Origin of the sequence: Klebsiella sp. BIGb0149, from assembly GCF_004362605.1 — a bacterium.
GTDB classification, from domain to species: Bacteria; Pseudomonadota; Gammaproteobacteria; order Enterobacterales; family Enterobacteriaceae; genus Klebsiella; species Klebsiella terrigena.
Genome location: NZ_SNYG01000004.1, coordinates 220,747 through 236,100 on the forward strand (window position 1 = coordinate 220,747; position 15,354 = coordinate 236,100).

Sequence of the window (15,354 nt, forward strand, 5' to 3'; positions counted from 1 at the left end):
AAAATAGCGAGTAAACGCCCGACAGAGAGCGCCAGGCGGGTCACCAGGACGGGTGCCAGGCACCGCCCCCGGGCTTGCGGACACGCCGGGCCGGCGTCGCGATTAGCGCAGCGCGAACGGGGAGATGCCCCCCGCGGCGCGAAGTACGACGAGTATACGCGAACACGGGGGTGGAGTGACGGTTGATCGCGTAATTCAGCCTATTCTGCTACCAATCAGCGTAGGGAACCAGCGGCTGCGGCGGCATATTCATATCGCCCTGCCAGCCGGAGGCCGAGTAGCGAACGTAGAGCAGCGCGTGGCTCGGGGTGTAGTCCTTGGCCTGCTGGATATCAACCGCCGCGCCCACGAACCAGTTGCCGGTCACCCGCCGTTCGACCAGCGCCCGGGCGGTGTAGCCGAAGCCCTGGCTGCTGCTGCCCTCCTCGCTGAGCTGGCTGGCATCAGCGCGATACTCAGAGGGAATGAGGTTCAGCAGCGGATAGCGCGCCTGGGTTTTCGTCCGCGAGTGTGACCAGGAGACGGAGCCGCCAAGCTCCCACGCCCAGTTTTCGGTACGCTGGCGCCAGGTCACCGGCACGGCGAAAGAGACGTACTCCTGCGGGCTATAGTAGCCGCCCTGTCCCAGAGTATAGCCGCTGAGATCCTTGTCATAGTGCCAGAGCATATTGCTCAGACCGACCGTCACGCGGCGGTTATCTTCGTTGATAACTTTATAGTAGTAGCCGGTCATCCAGCGCACGCGCCAGTTGTCGGCGACGTTTTTGCCGGTGAGCTGGTCGGCCCCCAGCGAAGACCAGACGCCGTTGGCTTCCCCTTTGTCGTAGCTCAGGCTGACGCCGCCGCCGTCGGCGCGCACCCCGCCCCAGGTTTTACCGGTATGGCTGGCGCTGTCCTTCTGCCCGCCAAACGCCAGCAGGGAGCTGGAAATCGGCCGACGGTGCAGATTGAGGGTGTAGCCCAGCGGGCCAAGATCGTCGCTGTAGCTCAGACCGCCGACGACATCGACGACGTTAAAGCCCATCGGCGTGGTGCCGATGTCGCCGCTCCAGGTGTCGTTCTTCCACCCGACCGCCACGCTCGCCCCACTGTCGCTCTGGTGAAGGCTACCGCTGGTGCAGGCAATCTCGCCGCAGGTGCCCCAGCTCGGCGAGTAGCTGCCGTCGCCGTTGGTTGAGAAGCTGCCGGCGTTCATATTGACCAAATCGGTGCGGAAGAACATCCGGCCGTCGGCCAGCGGCGCATCCACGTGCAGCATCGTCGTTTGCGCTTTTAAATCGGAATAGCCGCCGGTACCGCTGGATCCCCAGTAATCATGCTCCAGCGTGACGTTAAGATCCTGCTGGCGATAAAGATCCGCCGCGTCGCTGCGGATCCCGCGCTTAAGCCAGTCGTCCTTCGCGTCGTTGCGGGTGAGGCGGGTGAAGGCGTCGTTATCCTGCGGACGAGCCGTCGCCACGCCGGAGGCCACCATCGCGTCTTTATAGCTTTCCAGCGCCTGCTGCGGCTGGCCGTTTTGCGCCTGAAAACGCGCCGCATCGCGCAGCACCAGCGCGCTCTCCATCGACGGCGGCTGCGCTTTCGCCTGGGTGGTGATACGGCTAAAGATCTGCTGCGCCTGGGCCGCGTTGCCCAGTCCGGCCTCGGCCAGCGCGACTCGCCGCTGCATATTGATCGATTCGGCGTCCTCGCCCTTCAGCTGCGCGACCTGCGCGCGAGCGGCGTTTTTGTCGCCCTCGGCAAGGTAGACTTCCGCCAGCCCCAGGCGCGCGTCGCCGTTGTTGGCCTCTTTGCTCAACGCCGCGTTGTACTGGAGGATCGCCGTCTGCGCGTCGCCGCGCTGCTGCGCCCAGTCGGCGAGGGTCAGATCGTAGCGCACCGATGCGGGCTGCTGCTTAATCAGCGCAATCGCCTGCTCTTCCTCGCCCGCCTCGCGCAGCCCGTTGGCCTGACGCAGAATATTATCGCTCTGCAGGCGCGCCTCAAGCTCGCGAATATTATCGCTCCACTGGCTACGCGGCAGCGCGTTAATCTGCGCGAGGGCCATATCGTCCTGGCCGTTGCCGGATAGATAAAGGCCCCAGGCGTAGACCCGATCGGCGTCGCCGGGCTTACGGTTGACCATAGTGCGCATCAGCGTATCCGCCTCGGCCCGCTCGCCTGCGCTGACTAAATCTCGCGACAGACGATATGTGATCCAGACGCTATCGGGGTCGAGCGCCAGGCGTCGACGCTGCACTTCCGCAGCCTGCGCCCAGTTGCCCTGACTCTCCAGCGCTTCAGCCTGCTTTTCCAGACGTTCGTTAGCCAGGCTGCGCTCAATATCGTCAATGCTGCGCCGCTGGGCCGGCGTCAGCCCGGCGATAAAGGCGCTGGCTTTTTCCGCCGATTCCGCACGATAGAGGTTCGCCAGCCCGCGTACCGCCAGGCTGTTGCCGCGATCCATGCGCAGCGCGCGCTGATAGTAGCTCTGCGCCGCGGCGCTCTCCTTGCGCGCGGCGGCCACGTCGCCGAGGCCGAGAACCGCGTAGCTGTCGGTGCGATCCACCCGCTGCGCCTGCGCGTAGGCGTTTTGCGCCTGCGCCAGCTGCCCGGCTTTCAGCGCGCTGTCGCCCTGCTTAATCAGCAGCCAGTAGCGGTTGGTCTGCAGCAGGCTGCGCCATTTGTCGCGATTCGGACTATCGGGGTCCATGGCAAGCGCTTTATTCAGCTGCGCCACGGCGCGGGCGCGATCCCCGCGCTGCGAATAGGCCTGGCCCAGCGCGCCCACGGCGTCGCTGTCCCTGGCATCCGCGCGAACGGCCTGCTGTAAATCCGCCACCGCCTGGCCCGGTTTATCGCTTTTCACCGCCGCCAGCCCTTCGGAGCGGGCGAGGAAGGTTGGGTCTTTGAGCTGCCCCTGCTGCTGCTCGAGCAGCACCCGGGCATTGGCCGCCGATTCGCCGGTGGCAAAGAGCAGCAGAAAACGCTGAAGCGCCTGCACGCTGGCGCGGCTGACCGGCATATCTTTTATTTTGTCGAACCATATCGAGGCGGCGGTGCTGCGCCCGGCGGCCGAGCGCGACATCTGCTCTAGCCAGGCAAAACCTTCATCCGGCTTATTGTCGGCAAACATTAGCTTAGCCAGCGCGGTTTGCAGGGCGACGTTGCCCGGGGAGCTGGCGTTAATTTTTTTCAGCTCAAGGACGGCTTCGTTATGCCGCGCCGGCAGCCGCGCGACCAGAGACCAGTACTCAATGGCGAGCGTTTCATCCGGCGGCACGCCGCCGAACAGCTTTTCATATGCGGCCACGCCCTCTTCTACATGCCCCGACACGCCCAGCAGACGCGCCTGCTGCAGCGCCTGGCGTCCGTCGCCGGTGCTGAGGTTCATTTCGCTGCGCGAGGATTTCAGGGCGGTCGAGTCCGGAGCCAGCTTCGACAGGCGATCGAGCTGTTTCTTTGCCCCATCGGTATCGCCCTGGCGCAGCAGATAGCGCATCCGCGCGGAGATAACGTCCGGATTGTTCGGGTCAATCAGCTCCAGCCGGTACAGCGATTGACGCACCAGATCTTCACGATTGCTCGCTTCCCCCAGCCGCACCTGTTCCAGAAGATGGTCCTGAGCAGGCGTAGTCGCGGCCTGCGCCAGCGGCAGAAGCGCAGCCCCCAGCGCCAGGGTGATAAACGTTAGTGAGAACTTGCGCATTCCTGGTTCCAGTCAGGTTGTAATTCGCCATCGGCGGTAAAGCGAAAACGATGTTGATCCCATCCCTGGCCAAAAAGGGTCAGGACCGCGCTATAGTACGCGTCCGCGCCGGGATAGTTGTCGCTGACGCGCTGGCGCTGAACGGCCCGGGCATCCTCATTTTGTAAGAACGGCAGCAGCGCGGCCGAGAAGCCCACCGGGCCGTTTCCTGCGGTCTTCGCCGTGGCGATATTCACCTTTTCCGGCGGCAGGCCCTGGCTGATAGTCTGCTGCGCCATCGGTTTAAAATGGGCCAGCAGGCGCGCCTTCTGCTTATCGCCGTCGTTGAGCATGCCGACCCACAGATAGACGCGGATCGCATCGTAGCTGCCGATAATCGGTTTATCCGCCTTCAGCTCCCAGCCCTTACCTTTCTCGTAGCGTACCCAGTCAGGGGAGAAGCCCTTGGGCGCCGTCTCCAGCAGCAGGCGGATATTGCCGTCGCGCAGCTTCGGCCACGGGGCGCCGTAGCGGACAAAATAGTTCGCCAGCTGCGGCGGAAGATAGCTGGGATTGAAGCGCCAGCCTTTATCGTCGGCAAAGCCGACCTTCCCCGGCAGCACCAACGGCCCCAGTCCCGGCACTTCCACTACCTCTTCATCGGCAATGCGCGACAGCAGCGCTTTCCCCACCTCAACGTACTGCGGCATCTGCCACAGGCGCCCGGCCTCCAGCAGCGACCAGGCTATCCACAGATCCGAATCGGAGGCCGAGTTGCTGTCCAGCATCGTCCACTCGCTGTCGCTCTTTTTGCCCCACAGCCAGCCGGGCAGATGCGCGCGCAGATCGCCCTCGGCGAGGTTGTTTTGCGTCCACTGCAGCAGCTTGCCGAACGCATCGCGATCGTTGGCCGCCAGGGCAAAGAACAGGCCGTAGCTCTGCCCTTCCGAAGTGGTGATTTTCCGCGGATCGCTGGGGTCAACGACGCGCCCTTCGGCGCTGACGTACTCTTTCCTGAACTGGTCCCAGGCAGGCCACCGGCAGGCGGCGCTGGCCTGCGCCGCCGCCAGCATCAATAGCGATATCACCCCTGTGCGTAGCGCATTCATCATGGGTTACTCGTCATCCAGGTGCAGGCGACGACGGCTGACGATACGCAGCATGCGCCACAGTACCCACGCCAGCAGCACGATGCTGACCGCCGCCAGAATAGCCAGCAGCACCGGGTGGCTGGAGAGCGCAAACCAGATGCGTTCAAACCACGGCAGATGCCCGACATAATAGACGTCGCCCACCCGCAGGCTGTTGACGCCGGATTCACGCACCACCACCGCCGAACCAAACATCGCCGCTCGCTTACCGCTGTCGTTCAGCGCATCGTTGAGCAGTTCGTTGCCGCGGGTGCTGTCCGCCAGCAGCGCCACGACGCTGCGCTGGTCGTGATACGGCGACTGGAAGCCAATAATGGCCGCCATCGGTCCGGAAGAAGTGATGTCCGCGCGCGTGTTCGGCGTCCGGGCTTCATCGTCAGGATAAATGCTCGGCAGCTCGTAGTGGCGCATCGGCATTTTCACCCAGCTTTTCGTCGCCTCAACCAGCAGGTTAATTCGCGTATCGTCCTTCAGCGCCGGTGGAATCGAGCCGATCAGTAGCAGGTCGGCGTCTTTGCCCTTAACCTGACTACCGTCATCGGTGACCTGGATATTGATCGCCGCCAGGCCGGTCTGGGCGCTGATGCCGCCAACGGACTCCAGCAGGGTGGCAACCTGGCCCTGAGTTGGCGTTTTCGGCACCACCACCAGGGTTTCGGCGAGGTCGGCCATCCGGCTATACGGGAAGCCCGAGTTGGCAAAGACCCGCAGGTCCGGCATGGTGATAAAGTGGTAATACTTCGAGAAATCAATCGTCGAGTCGTCGCCGATCACCGCGTGGTTCTGTACCGGCTGGAAGGTAATACAGTTATCAATTGAGCCGCCCGGCATCGGGTTCATGTACTGGAAATCAAAGCGCAGCTGGTTCATGGCACCCAGGCGCAGCGCCGGAATGGTCACCGCGGAGTTACCGTCCAGCAGCCCCTGCAGCACCGGCAGACGGAGTATCAGCTTGTTGACGTCCTGAGAGCTGTTGAGGCTGAAGGACTGCAGGAACTGGTCATTCAGGCTGATGTCCATGCGCGAGCTATCTTTGACCGGCGGCATGGTGTAGCGATATTTCAGATTCATATCAATGCCGTTGGCGCGCAGCAGATAGAGATCCGGCGGCAGGTTGAGCGCCACGTTAATCGAGTCCGGCACCAGCCCGCTGGACTGCAGCTGCTGTTCGTAGGTTTTCAGCTCCGCAAAGGTCACCGCGCGATCGGTCCGCACCCAGTTTGGCGCATCGTAAGGTTTACGCGCCTGCAGCTGCTTAACGTCGTCCACCACCACGCTGTTACCGCGGAACAGAATATTGCCCTGCGCAATGCCCTTCGCCGCCAGCAGCAGATCCTTATCGTCACGGCCCAGCACCACCAGCAGCTTGACGTACGGGTTGTCCGGATGGTCAACCATTTCGATGGTCGGCGCGTTCACCGGCGGATGCTCGCGCAGGAAATCCGGGCGCCTGTCGTTGGTGGCAAAAACGATGGCGTTGCGATCCGGCAGCGCGTTGAAATAGACCGGGAACTGCTGGCCGCGCCAGCCGGCCTTGCTGCCAAACCAGGAGGCGACAATCGCCGCCGCCTGCTGCTGCCGCGCGTCCGGGGCGGAAGCGAAAACCATCGGCAGGTTCAGCGGGCGGTTATCCCGTGAGTCGTAGAACGGCACCGGGAAATGGGAGAGATCGTTGCGCACCTTCAGCGCCTGGTAGGTCAGATCCAGGTTGCTGTCGCGCCCGATGTCCAGCCACAGCGTGCTGCTGGCCGGGTTCTCACAAACGTCGCGATAGTGGCCGACAAACTCGAGGCGCACGCGGTTAAAGTCGGTGATGTACAGCGGATCGATAGGGATCTGCGCCCTGATCTTTTTACCCAGCTGCTCTTTGGTGACCGGCAGAACGCCCATCAGCTCATCGTTGAGGTAGACCTTGAGCTGCGACTGCACCGGCAGCAGCGACGGCGACGGCGTATAGTCGAGATTCAGCAGCGCCTTAGCCACCACCTCGTCGCTGCGCATGCCGAATTCCACCGAGCCATCGGGACGCGCGCCGCGCAGCACCATGCTGCCCGGCGCCGGGGCGATTTTGGCAAAGCTCAGCTTGACGTCGCGGGTCGGGATATTTTCCGCCACCACCACCGGCGCGGCCGGGTCAACGACGGTCGCCGTCGGCTGGTCTTGCGCAAGAGTGGGTTCAGGCGCGGTTAGCGGCGCGGCAGCGGTCGGCGCCGCAGTAATGGCCGCCGTTGGTTCCGGGTAAGACGCGAAGGGGTACCAGCCAGCCATTCCCACCGCCACTGCACAAATCAAGGAGAGTTTTCTTTTCATCGCATTATCATCATTGTTGAGCCATTTCTGGTTCCGAAGTTAGTATCGCCGCGGCGCGTTCGGGACGACGGGGAATAAACGAGACTATCCAGGCAACCAGCAGGGTAAGCGAGCGGAAAATAACCTTCACCGACGGCGGAGAGAACTCCGCCAGGTGACGATATCCACGGAACCCCAGTTTCAGGATATCCAGCAGGCTTTCCATCGGTTTATCTTCCGGGAAGCTATCCTGCCAAAGCGCCCACGTATCGGCGCGGGCAAACGTACACTGCACAAAATCGATATGCTGTTTATTGGTCAACGGCAGCAGCTGCAGGCCGACTTCACTGTCGTTCACGCGGGCTACCCGCGTCGGGAAGACGTACTCCTGCTGCCCGCGTTTGAGCAGCAGGCTGACCTTCTGCCCTTCCAGGACCTGCGCTTTACCGTGAATTTTGATCCCTATCCCACCGTCAGAATAGTCGTGGACGGTGCAGGAGAAGAGGTGGCCATCTTCGCGGGCAATCGCCGCCGGCATGTTCATTTCCACGCGGTGCGAGCGGCGGACCTGCTTGCTTTCCACCGACACCGCCACCGCGCCGCCGAGAATAATCAGGTTATAAAACACCCACACAATGCTGACCCACACGGTCAATATTTCGTTTTCCGGGCCGTAGAAGTGGCGCCAGATGCCGACCCCGACGCCAACCAGGTTAAGCAGCACGAGGTAGATGTAGGGACGAGAGATAACCCAGTCGACGTACTCGTCCTCCACCAGACCGCCCTTCGCGGTAACGTTGAACTTGCCCTTATGCGGATTAATCAGCGCGACGAAGGTCGGCGGCGCAATATACCAGGCCAGCACCGTTTCGTAGATTTCACTCCAGAAGGAGTGGCGATATTTCCCCTGAATCTTCGAGTTGGTCAGGCTGGCGTGAATCATATGCGGCAGCACGAAGAGCGCGATCATCAGCGCGGGCGCATAGATGATATAGGCGTGCAGCAGTAAAAAGGCCAGCGGCGCGGTCAGGAAGATCAGCCGCGGAATACCGGACAGGAAGTGCATCATCGCATTGACGTAGCACAGCCGCTGCGCCAGCTTGAGCCCTTTACCGAACAGCGGGTTGTCGAGACGGAAAATCTGCACCATCCCGCGCGCCCAGCGGATACGCTGGCCGATATGCGCCGACAGGCTTTCGGTCGCCAGCCCGGCGGCCTGCGGAATACGCATATAGGCGGAGGTATGGCCCCGGCGGTGCAGGCGCAGGGAGGTGTGCGCATCTTCGGTCACCGTTTCGACGGCAATACCGCCGATCTCATCCAGCGGGCCGCGGCGGATCACCGCGCAGGAGCCGCAGAAGAAGGTGGCGTCCCACATATCGTTGCCGTCCTGCACGAGGCCATAAAACAGGGTGCCCTCGTTCGGGGTTTTACGAAAACGCCCGAGGCTGCGTTCAAACGGGTCCGGAGAGAAAAAGTGGTGCGGCGTCTGCATCATCGCCAGCTTTTTCTCCTTCAGGAACCAGCCCATGGTCATCTGCAGGAAAGAGCGCGTCGGCACGTGGTCGCAGTCGAAAATGGAGACGAACTCGCCGTTGGCATACTTCAGCGCGTTGTTGATGTTGCCGGCCTTCGCGTGCTCGTGCGTCTCACGGGCGATGTAGTGCACCCCCACGTCTTTGGCAAACTGGCGAAACTCTTCCCGCCCACCGTCATCGAGGATCCAGATATTCAGCTTATCTTTCGGCCAGTCGATACCCTGAGAGGCGTAAATGGTGTTTTTCACCACGCTGAGGTCTTCGTTATAGGTCGGCACGAAAATATCGACCGTCGGCCACTCGGCCATATCTTTGGGCAGCGGCACCGGCTGACGGTTGAGCGGCCAGATCACCTGGAAATACCCCAGCACCAGCACCAGCCAGGCGTAGGTTTCAGCGAACAGCAGCACCAGCCCGCACACCAGGCTGACGGGATCGTCCCAGTTCAGCGTCGAGGTATAGCGCCACCAGATATAGCGACAGGAGACGGTGAGCGAGAGCACGATGAGCATCAGCGCCGAGAAGCGCCCCGGAATGCGCCGCACCAGCAGCGCCACGCCCCACAGCAGCAGCAGGAAGATAAACTGCGAAATCGGGTTAAACGGCTGGGTGATGCAGAGCAGCGCCAGGATCAGCGAGAAAACCACCACCACGCTGAGGATCGCCTTGCGCAGCTTTGGATTGAGATGCGCCAGCTCTTTGTATTTATCCAGATGACCGGTGCGGGTGTTTACCCTCTCCGGGAGCCGGTCCATCCACTGGGCATAGCGGCCGTGCACGCCTTCAAGGGCCACCAGCGAGCGCCAGTTGACCTTTTTCTCAGGCTCGGGCACCCGGGTCACCAGCAGCCACACCGACTGCAGCAGGTAGCGCAGCGGATCGAGCGGCCGCGGCCGATGGGGATGAATATGCGGGAAATAGTCGCCGTGCCTGGCGAGGATCGCCTGCCAGCGCGGCGTTTCCAGCGGCATCAGCGCCCACGCCAGCGCCGCCCACAGGCAGCCCAGCATCGCCGATAGCCACGAGGCGCCATGCTGGCGATAGTCGGCGTAGCGTTCGCTCAGGCGTTCGGCAACCGGAGGAGCCAGCAGCAGCGTGCTCAGGCGCATCATTGCGCCTCCCGGGCGGAGGAGTAGTGCAGCAGGCACCAGTTGGCAAGGGTCAGGATCTCTTCTGCCGCCAGAGAGTCCTGCCGATATTCACCCAGCGGCTGCTTTGCCGCCAGGCACTCCGCCATCGCCTCATCGCGATGGATGGCGATCGGCAGAATGCGCCGCTGGCTCTCCAGCCAGAGCTGATATAAATCTTCCTGCAGCTGGCTGCCCACCCGCAGATCGTTGATCAGAATATCGCGATTCGCCGCCAGCGCCTGCTGATGCAGGCGAATATGGCTGTTGCCGTCCGGATGCACCACCACCAGCGTACGGTCGCAGACGTCGAGCAGCGAGCGGGTCAGCGGGGAAAAATCGGCGGGTAAATCGAGCAGCACCCAGCGACGATCGCCCTGCTGGTCGAGCCGCTGCACGATAGCGGCCAGGGGATCCAGCGTCGGGTAGAGCCTGTCGATGTGCTCCCTTTCACCCGGCGTCAGCTGACCGAAGGGCAAAATATCAATATGGGAGGTGTAGCGCATGCCGGCATCGCGCCAGTCGCCGCCGTCAATTAAGGCGCGCGCCCAACCTTCACGATGGCCGGCATCGACGTTGAAAAAAAAGCGCAGCATGTTATCCGGGCTGGCATCAACCACCAGCACCGTTTCCCCCAGCAGCTGTAGCGCCCAGGCGAGCGACGCGGCAATCGACGTTGTGCCCACGCCGCCACGGATGCCCTGTAATCCAAGAATAGCCATCGACGGCGTCCTTACTTTTTACTTTTTCTCTGCTAATTCTGCCAGTAGTGGCCAGCGTTTCAGCGCCGCAGCCAGCTGCTCGCGTCGGGAAATATCGTGGTAATCAATTTCAGGCAGGGAAAATGCCCGGCTTAGCGCCAGGAAATCATTTTGAAAGGTATAACCCAGCGTTGCATCTGAGGGCACTACAGGCTCTTTTCCTGGCATTTCACTGTCCATTCAAACAACACATAAATAATAACCGAAGTGTACAAGGCCATTCTTAAATGGCCCTATATGCTAAGACCGATGCTCTTTAATTTCAATGTTAGGTTTACTCTGCCGCTTTCGCTAGTAAACTAATCCAGTGTAAATCAGGGCTGGTGAGGGCCGTCGTGGATATCGTATATACTTTGGGTATTTCGTCATTATGGGACGAGGTCAGCCATATGCCCGTTGGCGGGGTATGGTGGCTCAACGTTGACCGCTATGTTGATGCGGTAAGTCTGCTCAACCATACGCTGGCCGCACAGGCTAAAGACGGCAAGGTTGCAGCGATCGTAATGGGTGAGAAACCAAGTAAAATCATTTCATTAGATAATAACAGCGGCCCGGAAAAAATTGTTTTATTTACCCTGCCGAACCTCACGGAAGGATTAGAAGAAATGCACCGCGATTTACTTTGTTCGCTGGAACCTGGCAATTATCTATTTATTCTGCTATGCGCTGAAAATGCCTGGCAAAATATTAAAAGTGAACAATTATGCAAGTGGGTAGAAAAATCAGCGCGGTGGGCCAAATACCACAATTGCTCCTTGCTAGTACTTAATTCGGGTAATGATAATGATAAGCAGCTGTCCCCGCTATTATATCAGTATCGTTCTCTTTCTGGTCTCGCCAGCATCCGCTATCAGGGCGATAACTTCCTGTTTGATATTGCCTGGTGGGGCAGTGAAAAAGGAATGAGCGCGCAGCAACAGCTGATTGTTTTACAAGACGAAGCCGGATGGCGGCTGGCGCAGGATGAAGAAACAATCGTCCAGCCGCGCAGCGATGAAAAGGTCGTATTAAGCAATTTACGCGTCCTTGAGGGTGCCCCGGCACTGTCGGAATACTGGACGCTGTTTGATACCAACGACGCCGTGTTTAACGCCGCCAGAACGGCGCAGGCGGCAACCCTGCTGTTCAGCGTAACGCAAAATGTACAGATCGAGCAGCTGGGGCGCCATATTCACACCCTGCGCCGCCAGCGCGGAAGTGCATTAAAAATCATTGTCCGCGAACAGACTCCCTGCCTGCGCGCCACCGATGAACGACTGCTGCTCAGCAGCGGCGCGAATATGGTGATCCCCAGCGGCGCGCCGCTGTCGCGCTGCCTGACGCTCATTGAGAGCGTTCAGAAACAGAAATTTAGCCGCCATATTCCGGAAGACTTCGCCACCCTTATAGCCTGGAGCCAGCCGCTCAAGCTGCGCGGCTATCAGAAGTGGGACGACTTTTGCTCCGCGGTCTATAACATCATGGCCAATACCATGCTGCCTGCGGACAGCAAAGGCGTGATGGTCGCGCTACGTCCGGCGCCGGGCCTGCGCGTTGAGCAGGCGCTGACGCTCTGCAAGCCCAACCGCATGGGCGATATCATGACCATCGGCAACAACCGGCTGGTGCTGTTTCTCTCATTTTGTCGCGTCAACGATCTGGATACGGCGCTGAACCATATTTTCCCGCTTCCTACCGGCGACATATTCTCTAACCGCATGATTTGGTTTGAAGATAAACAAATTACGGCGGAGATTTTGCTGATGCGCGGCCTCACGGCGGATAAATGGAACACGCCGCTGCCTATTACGGTAGGCAAAAACGAGGCGATCAACGCCGCCCACGACGGGCGCAGCTGGCGCCGGATACCTGAGCCGCACCGGCTGTCCACCGACGTGGAGCAAAAATCATGATGTCTCTTAGCGATATTATTCAGCTGGTGGTGCTCTGCGCGCTGCTGTTTTTCCCGTTAGGTTACCTTACGCGCCACTACCAGCGCCGTATCCGCACCACCTTACGATTGATGTTCTTTAAACCCCGTTATGTTAAACCGGCTGGCGTACTGCGCCGGGATGCAACGGCTAAGCAAGGCAAAGTGAATAAATGACCAATCCCAAAACTACCGCAACGCCGCTTCCGCTCTGGCAATACTGGCGCGGCCTTGCCGGGTGGAATTTCTACTTTCTGGTGAAGTTTGCTCTGCTGTGGGCGGGATATCTTAATTTCCACCCGATGCTTAACCTGGTGTTTCTCGCCTTTTTGCTGGTGCCGCTGCCGAGGTATAAGCTGCACCGCCTGCGCCACCTGGTCGCGATTCCCTTCGGTATCGCGCTGTTCTGGCACGACACCTGGCTGCCCGGCCCGGAGAGTATTTTCAGCCAGGGCTCCCAGCTTGCCGGCTTTAGCGCGGATTATATCTGGGACCTGGTGACCCGCTTTATTAACTGGAATATGGTCGGCGCCTTCTTTGTGCTGCTGGTTCTGTGGCTGTTTATCAGCCAGTGGCTGCGCGTCACGGTGCTGGTCTCGGCGATGATGATATGGCTCGCCGTCAGCCCGCTGCTCCCCTCCTTTACCCTGTGGCCGGCCGGCCAGCCGACGACGGCGGCGGCAACCACCGCGGTCATCGCCGCCACCAACGCCGGGGGAAAGGCGGCGGGCACCGCTTCCGCTAACGGCGATATTCCGCCGCAGACCGAACCGCCCACGTCCGCCAACCTCACCAGCTGGCTGAATGCGTTCTATGCCTCGGAGCAGAAGCGTAAAACGCCGTTCCCGCAGCAGCTGCCGGCGGACGCCCAGCCCTTTGATCTGCTGGTGATTAATATCTGCTCCCTGTCATGGTCCGATATCGAAGCCGCCGGGCTGATGGACCATCCGCTGTGGAAGCACTTTGATATCGTGTTCAAAAACTTTAACTCGGCAACCTCCTACAGCGGCCCGGCGGCGGTTCGTCTGCTCCGCGCCAGCTGCGGCCAGCTGTCGCATTCCAACCTGTATCAGCCGTCGGGCAGCGAGTGCTACCTGTTTGAAAATCTGGCGAAGCTCGGCTTCAACCAGCAGCTGATGCTGGGCCACAACGGCCTGTTTGGCGACTTCCTGAAGGAGCTGCGCAGCCTGGGCGGCATGCAAAGCCCGCTGATGGACCAGAAAGGTCTGCCGGTCAGCCTGCAGGCCTTCGACGGCTCGCCGGTGTATGACGATCTGGCGACCCTGAACCGCTGGCTGGAAACGGAAGATAAGCAGGGCGATGCGCGCACCGCGACCTTCTACAACATTCTGCCGCTCCACGATGGCAACCACTTCCCGGGCCAGAGCAAAACGGCCGACTATAAGGTGCGCGCCCAGAAGCTCTTTGACGAACTGGACAACTTCTTTACCGAGCTGGAAAAGTCGGGCCGTAAAGTTATGGTGGTGGTGGTGCCGGAGCACGGCGGGGCGCTGAAGGGCGATAAAATGCAGGTCTCCGGCCTGCGCGACATCCCAAGCCCGTCGATCACTAACGTTCCGGCGGCGGTGAAGTTCTTTGGCATGAAGGAACCGCGCCAGGGCGCGCCGCTGGTTATCGATCGGCCGAGCAGCTATCTGGCGATCTCCGAGCTGGTGGTTCGCGCCCTCGACGGCAAAATGTTTACCCAGGATAACGTGAACTGGCCGCAGTACACCGCCAACCTGCCGCAGAGCGCCGCGGTATCGGAGAACGCTAACGCCATCGTCATTCAGTATCAGGGCAAACCTTACGTACAGCTGAACGGCGGAAGCTGGGTTCCGTACCCGCAGTAAAACGAAAAGGCCGCAGGGTTTCACCCCCGCGGCCCGTTCAGACGCCGGTCGTTGCTTACCGGCGGTCGTTATTCGCCAGCCAGACCAGCATCTTCAGGCTGGCAGAATAATAATCATCCTGCGCGCTAAGCTGCGGATCGTCCTGCGCTTCACCGGTGGTCAGGTCGCGAACGGCCAGCAGGCCGCCGGTCATAAACCACGGGGCCACATCGTTGGTATTGACGTTGACCCACGCCGGAGTCTGCAGCCGCGGATAGCTCTGAAACCAGCTTTTCCACGGCGTCAGCAGGGCGCTTTGCGGATCGGCCCAGTAGAGATAAAGCGGAATGCGAATCGCGTCGTAGCTCATCCGCGGCGGCCACTCCTTTGCCGGCTCCATTCTGCCGTCCGCCCTCAGCGCCACCCAATCGCTGGGCAGCTGCGCCTTACCCCACGCCATTTTACCCAGCAGCGCCTGCCCGTCGCTCTGCAGCTTACGCCACGCGGTCAGGTGCGTACGCGCGGCAAAGGCCTGCCATGCGGGGAAAATAAAATAGGAGGGATTGAGGTTGACGTGATCGTTGCGGTTGAAGCCCTTCGCACCGGGCAGCATCACCTGATGACCGGCAAAGGTGATGACCGTAGACTTCAGCAGCGACGCGGTGATGGCATCTGAAGCGATGCCGTAGGATTTCTCCCCCCACTGCTGCTGCGCGCGCAGCAGCGCCCACGCGATCAGGGTATCGCCGTCGGTCGCATCGTTTTTATCCGCAATAGGGTCCGGCGCGACGGGGTTGTAGCGCCAGTAAAAAAGCCCGTTGTCTTTATTGCGCAGCGTTTTATCCGTCCACTGCCACAGCTTATCAAAGGCAGGGCGGTCGTTTTTGGCGACCGCCAGCAGCATGGCGAACCCCTGCCCTTCGGTATGGGAAACGTTGCCGTTGCCGGTATCAACGATTCGCCCATCGGCCATCATAAAACGGGATTTATAGCTTTCCCAGGCGGTATCTGCCCACGCGCGGGGAAGCACCATCATCGTCGTCGTAACCATGACTGCGACTAAAGCACGCAAGGACATAA

At 60.7% G+C, this 15,354-nt stretch carries 10 protein-coding genes; 3 read left to right on the plus strand and 7 right to left on the minus strand.

Annotated elements, in window-relative coordinates:
* Positions 1-208: 208 nt before the first annotated feature.
* Genes bcsC through bcsR form a run of 6 tightly spaced genes read right to left on the minus strand, consistent with a single transcriptional unit; the run spans position 209 to position 10,701 of the window.
* Positions 209-3,688 carry a cellulose synthase complex outer membrane protein BcsC gene (gene bcsC, locus EDF75_RS16000; protein ID WP_133600131.1) on the minus strand — a complete coding sequence of 1,160 codons (3,480 nt, stop codon included), beginning with the start codon at positions 3,686-3,688 and terminating at the stop codon, positions 209-211.
* Positions 3,670-4,779: a cellulose synthase complex periplasmic endoglucanase BcsZ gene (gene bcsZ / locus EDF75_RS16005; RefSeq protein WP_208113321.1), complete on the minus strand. Its 1,110-nt coding sequence runs from the start codon at positions 4,777-4,779 to the stop codon at positions 3,670-3,672. Before bcsZ ends, bcsC begins: the two co-directional genes overlap by 19 nt.
* A 3-nt stretch (positions 4,780-4,782) precedes the next feature.
* On the minus strand, positions 4,783-7,128 hold the full coding sequence (bcsB, locus tag EDF75_RS16010; RefSeq protein WP_133600132.1) for a cellulose biosynthesis cyclic di-GMP-binding regulatory protein BcsB: 2,346 nt from the start codon (positions 7,126-7,128) through the stop codon (positions 4,783-4,785).
* 10 nt (positions 7,129-7,138) lie between these two features.
* Positions 7,139-9,757, minus strand: coding sequence for a UDP-forming cellulose synthase catalytic subunit (gene bcsA / locus EDF75_RS16015; protein WP_133600133.1), 2,619 nt, complete (start codon positions 9,755-9,757; stop codon positions 7,139-7,141).
* Entirely contained in the window at positions 9,754-10,494 is a 741-nt protein-coding gene (bcsQ, locus tag EDF75_RS16020; RefSeq protein ID WP_133600134.1) for a cellulose biosynthesis protein BcsQ, read from the minus strand. The genes bcsA and bcsQ overlap by 4 nt, the downstream gene beginning before the upstream one ends.
* A gap of 18 nt (positions 10,495-10,512) precedes the next feature.
* On the minus strand, positions 10,513-10,701 hold the full coding sequence (bcsR, locus tag EDF75_RS16025; protein WP_071844861.1) for a cellulose biosynthesis protein BcsR: 189 nt from the start codon (positions 10,699-10,701) through the stop codon (positions 10,513-10,515).
* A gap of 167 nt (positions 10,702-10,868) precedes the next feature.
* Here bcsR and bcsE point away from each other — a divergent pair, with 167 nt between their 5' ends.
* Genes bcsE through bcsG form a run of 3 tightly spaced genes read left to right on the plus strand, consistent with a single transcriptional unit; the run spans position 10,869 to position 14,295 of the window.
* The gene (gene bcsE / locus EDF75_RS16030) at positions 10,869-12,425 is read left to right on the plus strand and encodes a cellulose biosynthesis protein BcsE (protein WP_133600135.1); all 1,557 of its coding nucleotides are present in this window, start codon (positions 10,869-10,871) and stop codon (positions 12,423-12,425) included.
* A complete protein-coding gene (gene bcsF, locus EDF75_RS16035; RefSeq protein ID WP_041143129.1) occupies positions 12,422-12,619 on the plus strand; it encodes a cellulose biosynthesis protein BcsF in 198 nt (65 codons plus the stop codon). The genes bcsE and bcsF overlap by 4 nt, the downstream gene beginning before the upstream one ends.
* On the plus strand, positions 12,616-14,295 hold the full coding sequence (bcsG, locus tag EDF75_RS16040) for a cellulose biosynthesis protein BcsG (protein ID WP_133600136.1): 1,680 nt from the start codon (positions 12,616-12,618) through the stop codon (positions 14,293-14,295). The genes bcsF and bcsG overlap by 4 nt, the downstream gene beginning before the upstream one ends.
* Before the next feature lie 55 nt (positions 14,296-14,350).
* On the opposite strand, the gene EDF75_RS16045 is transcribed toward bcsG, so the two are convergent.
* Positions 14,351-15,352 (minus strand): glycosyl hydrolase family 8, encoded by a 1,002-nt coding sequence (locus tag EDF75_RS16045; RefSeq protein ID WP_133600137.1) that lies wholly within the window; start codon positions 15,350-15,352, stop codon positions 14,351-14,353.
* Positions 15,353-15,354 lie beyond the last annotated feature (2 nt).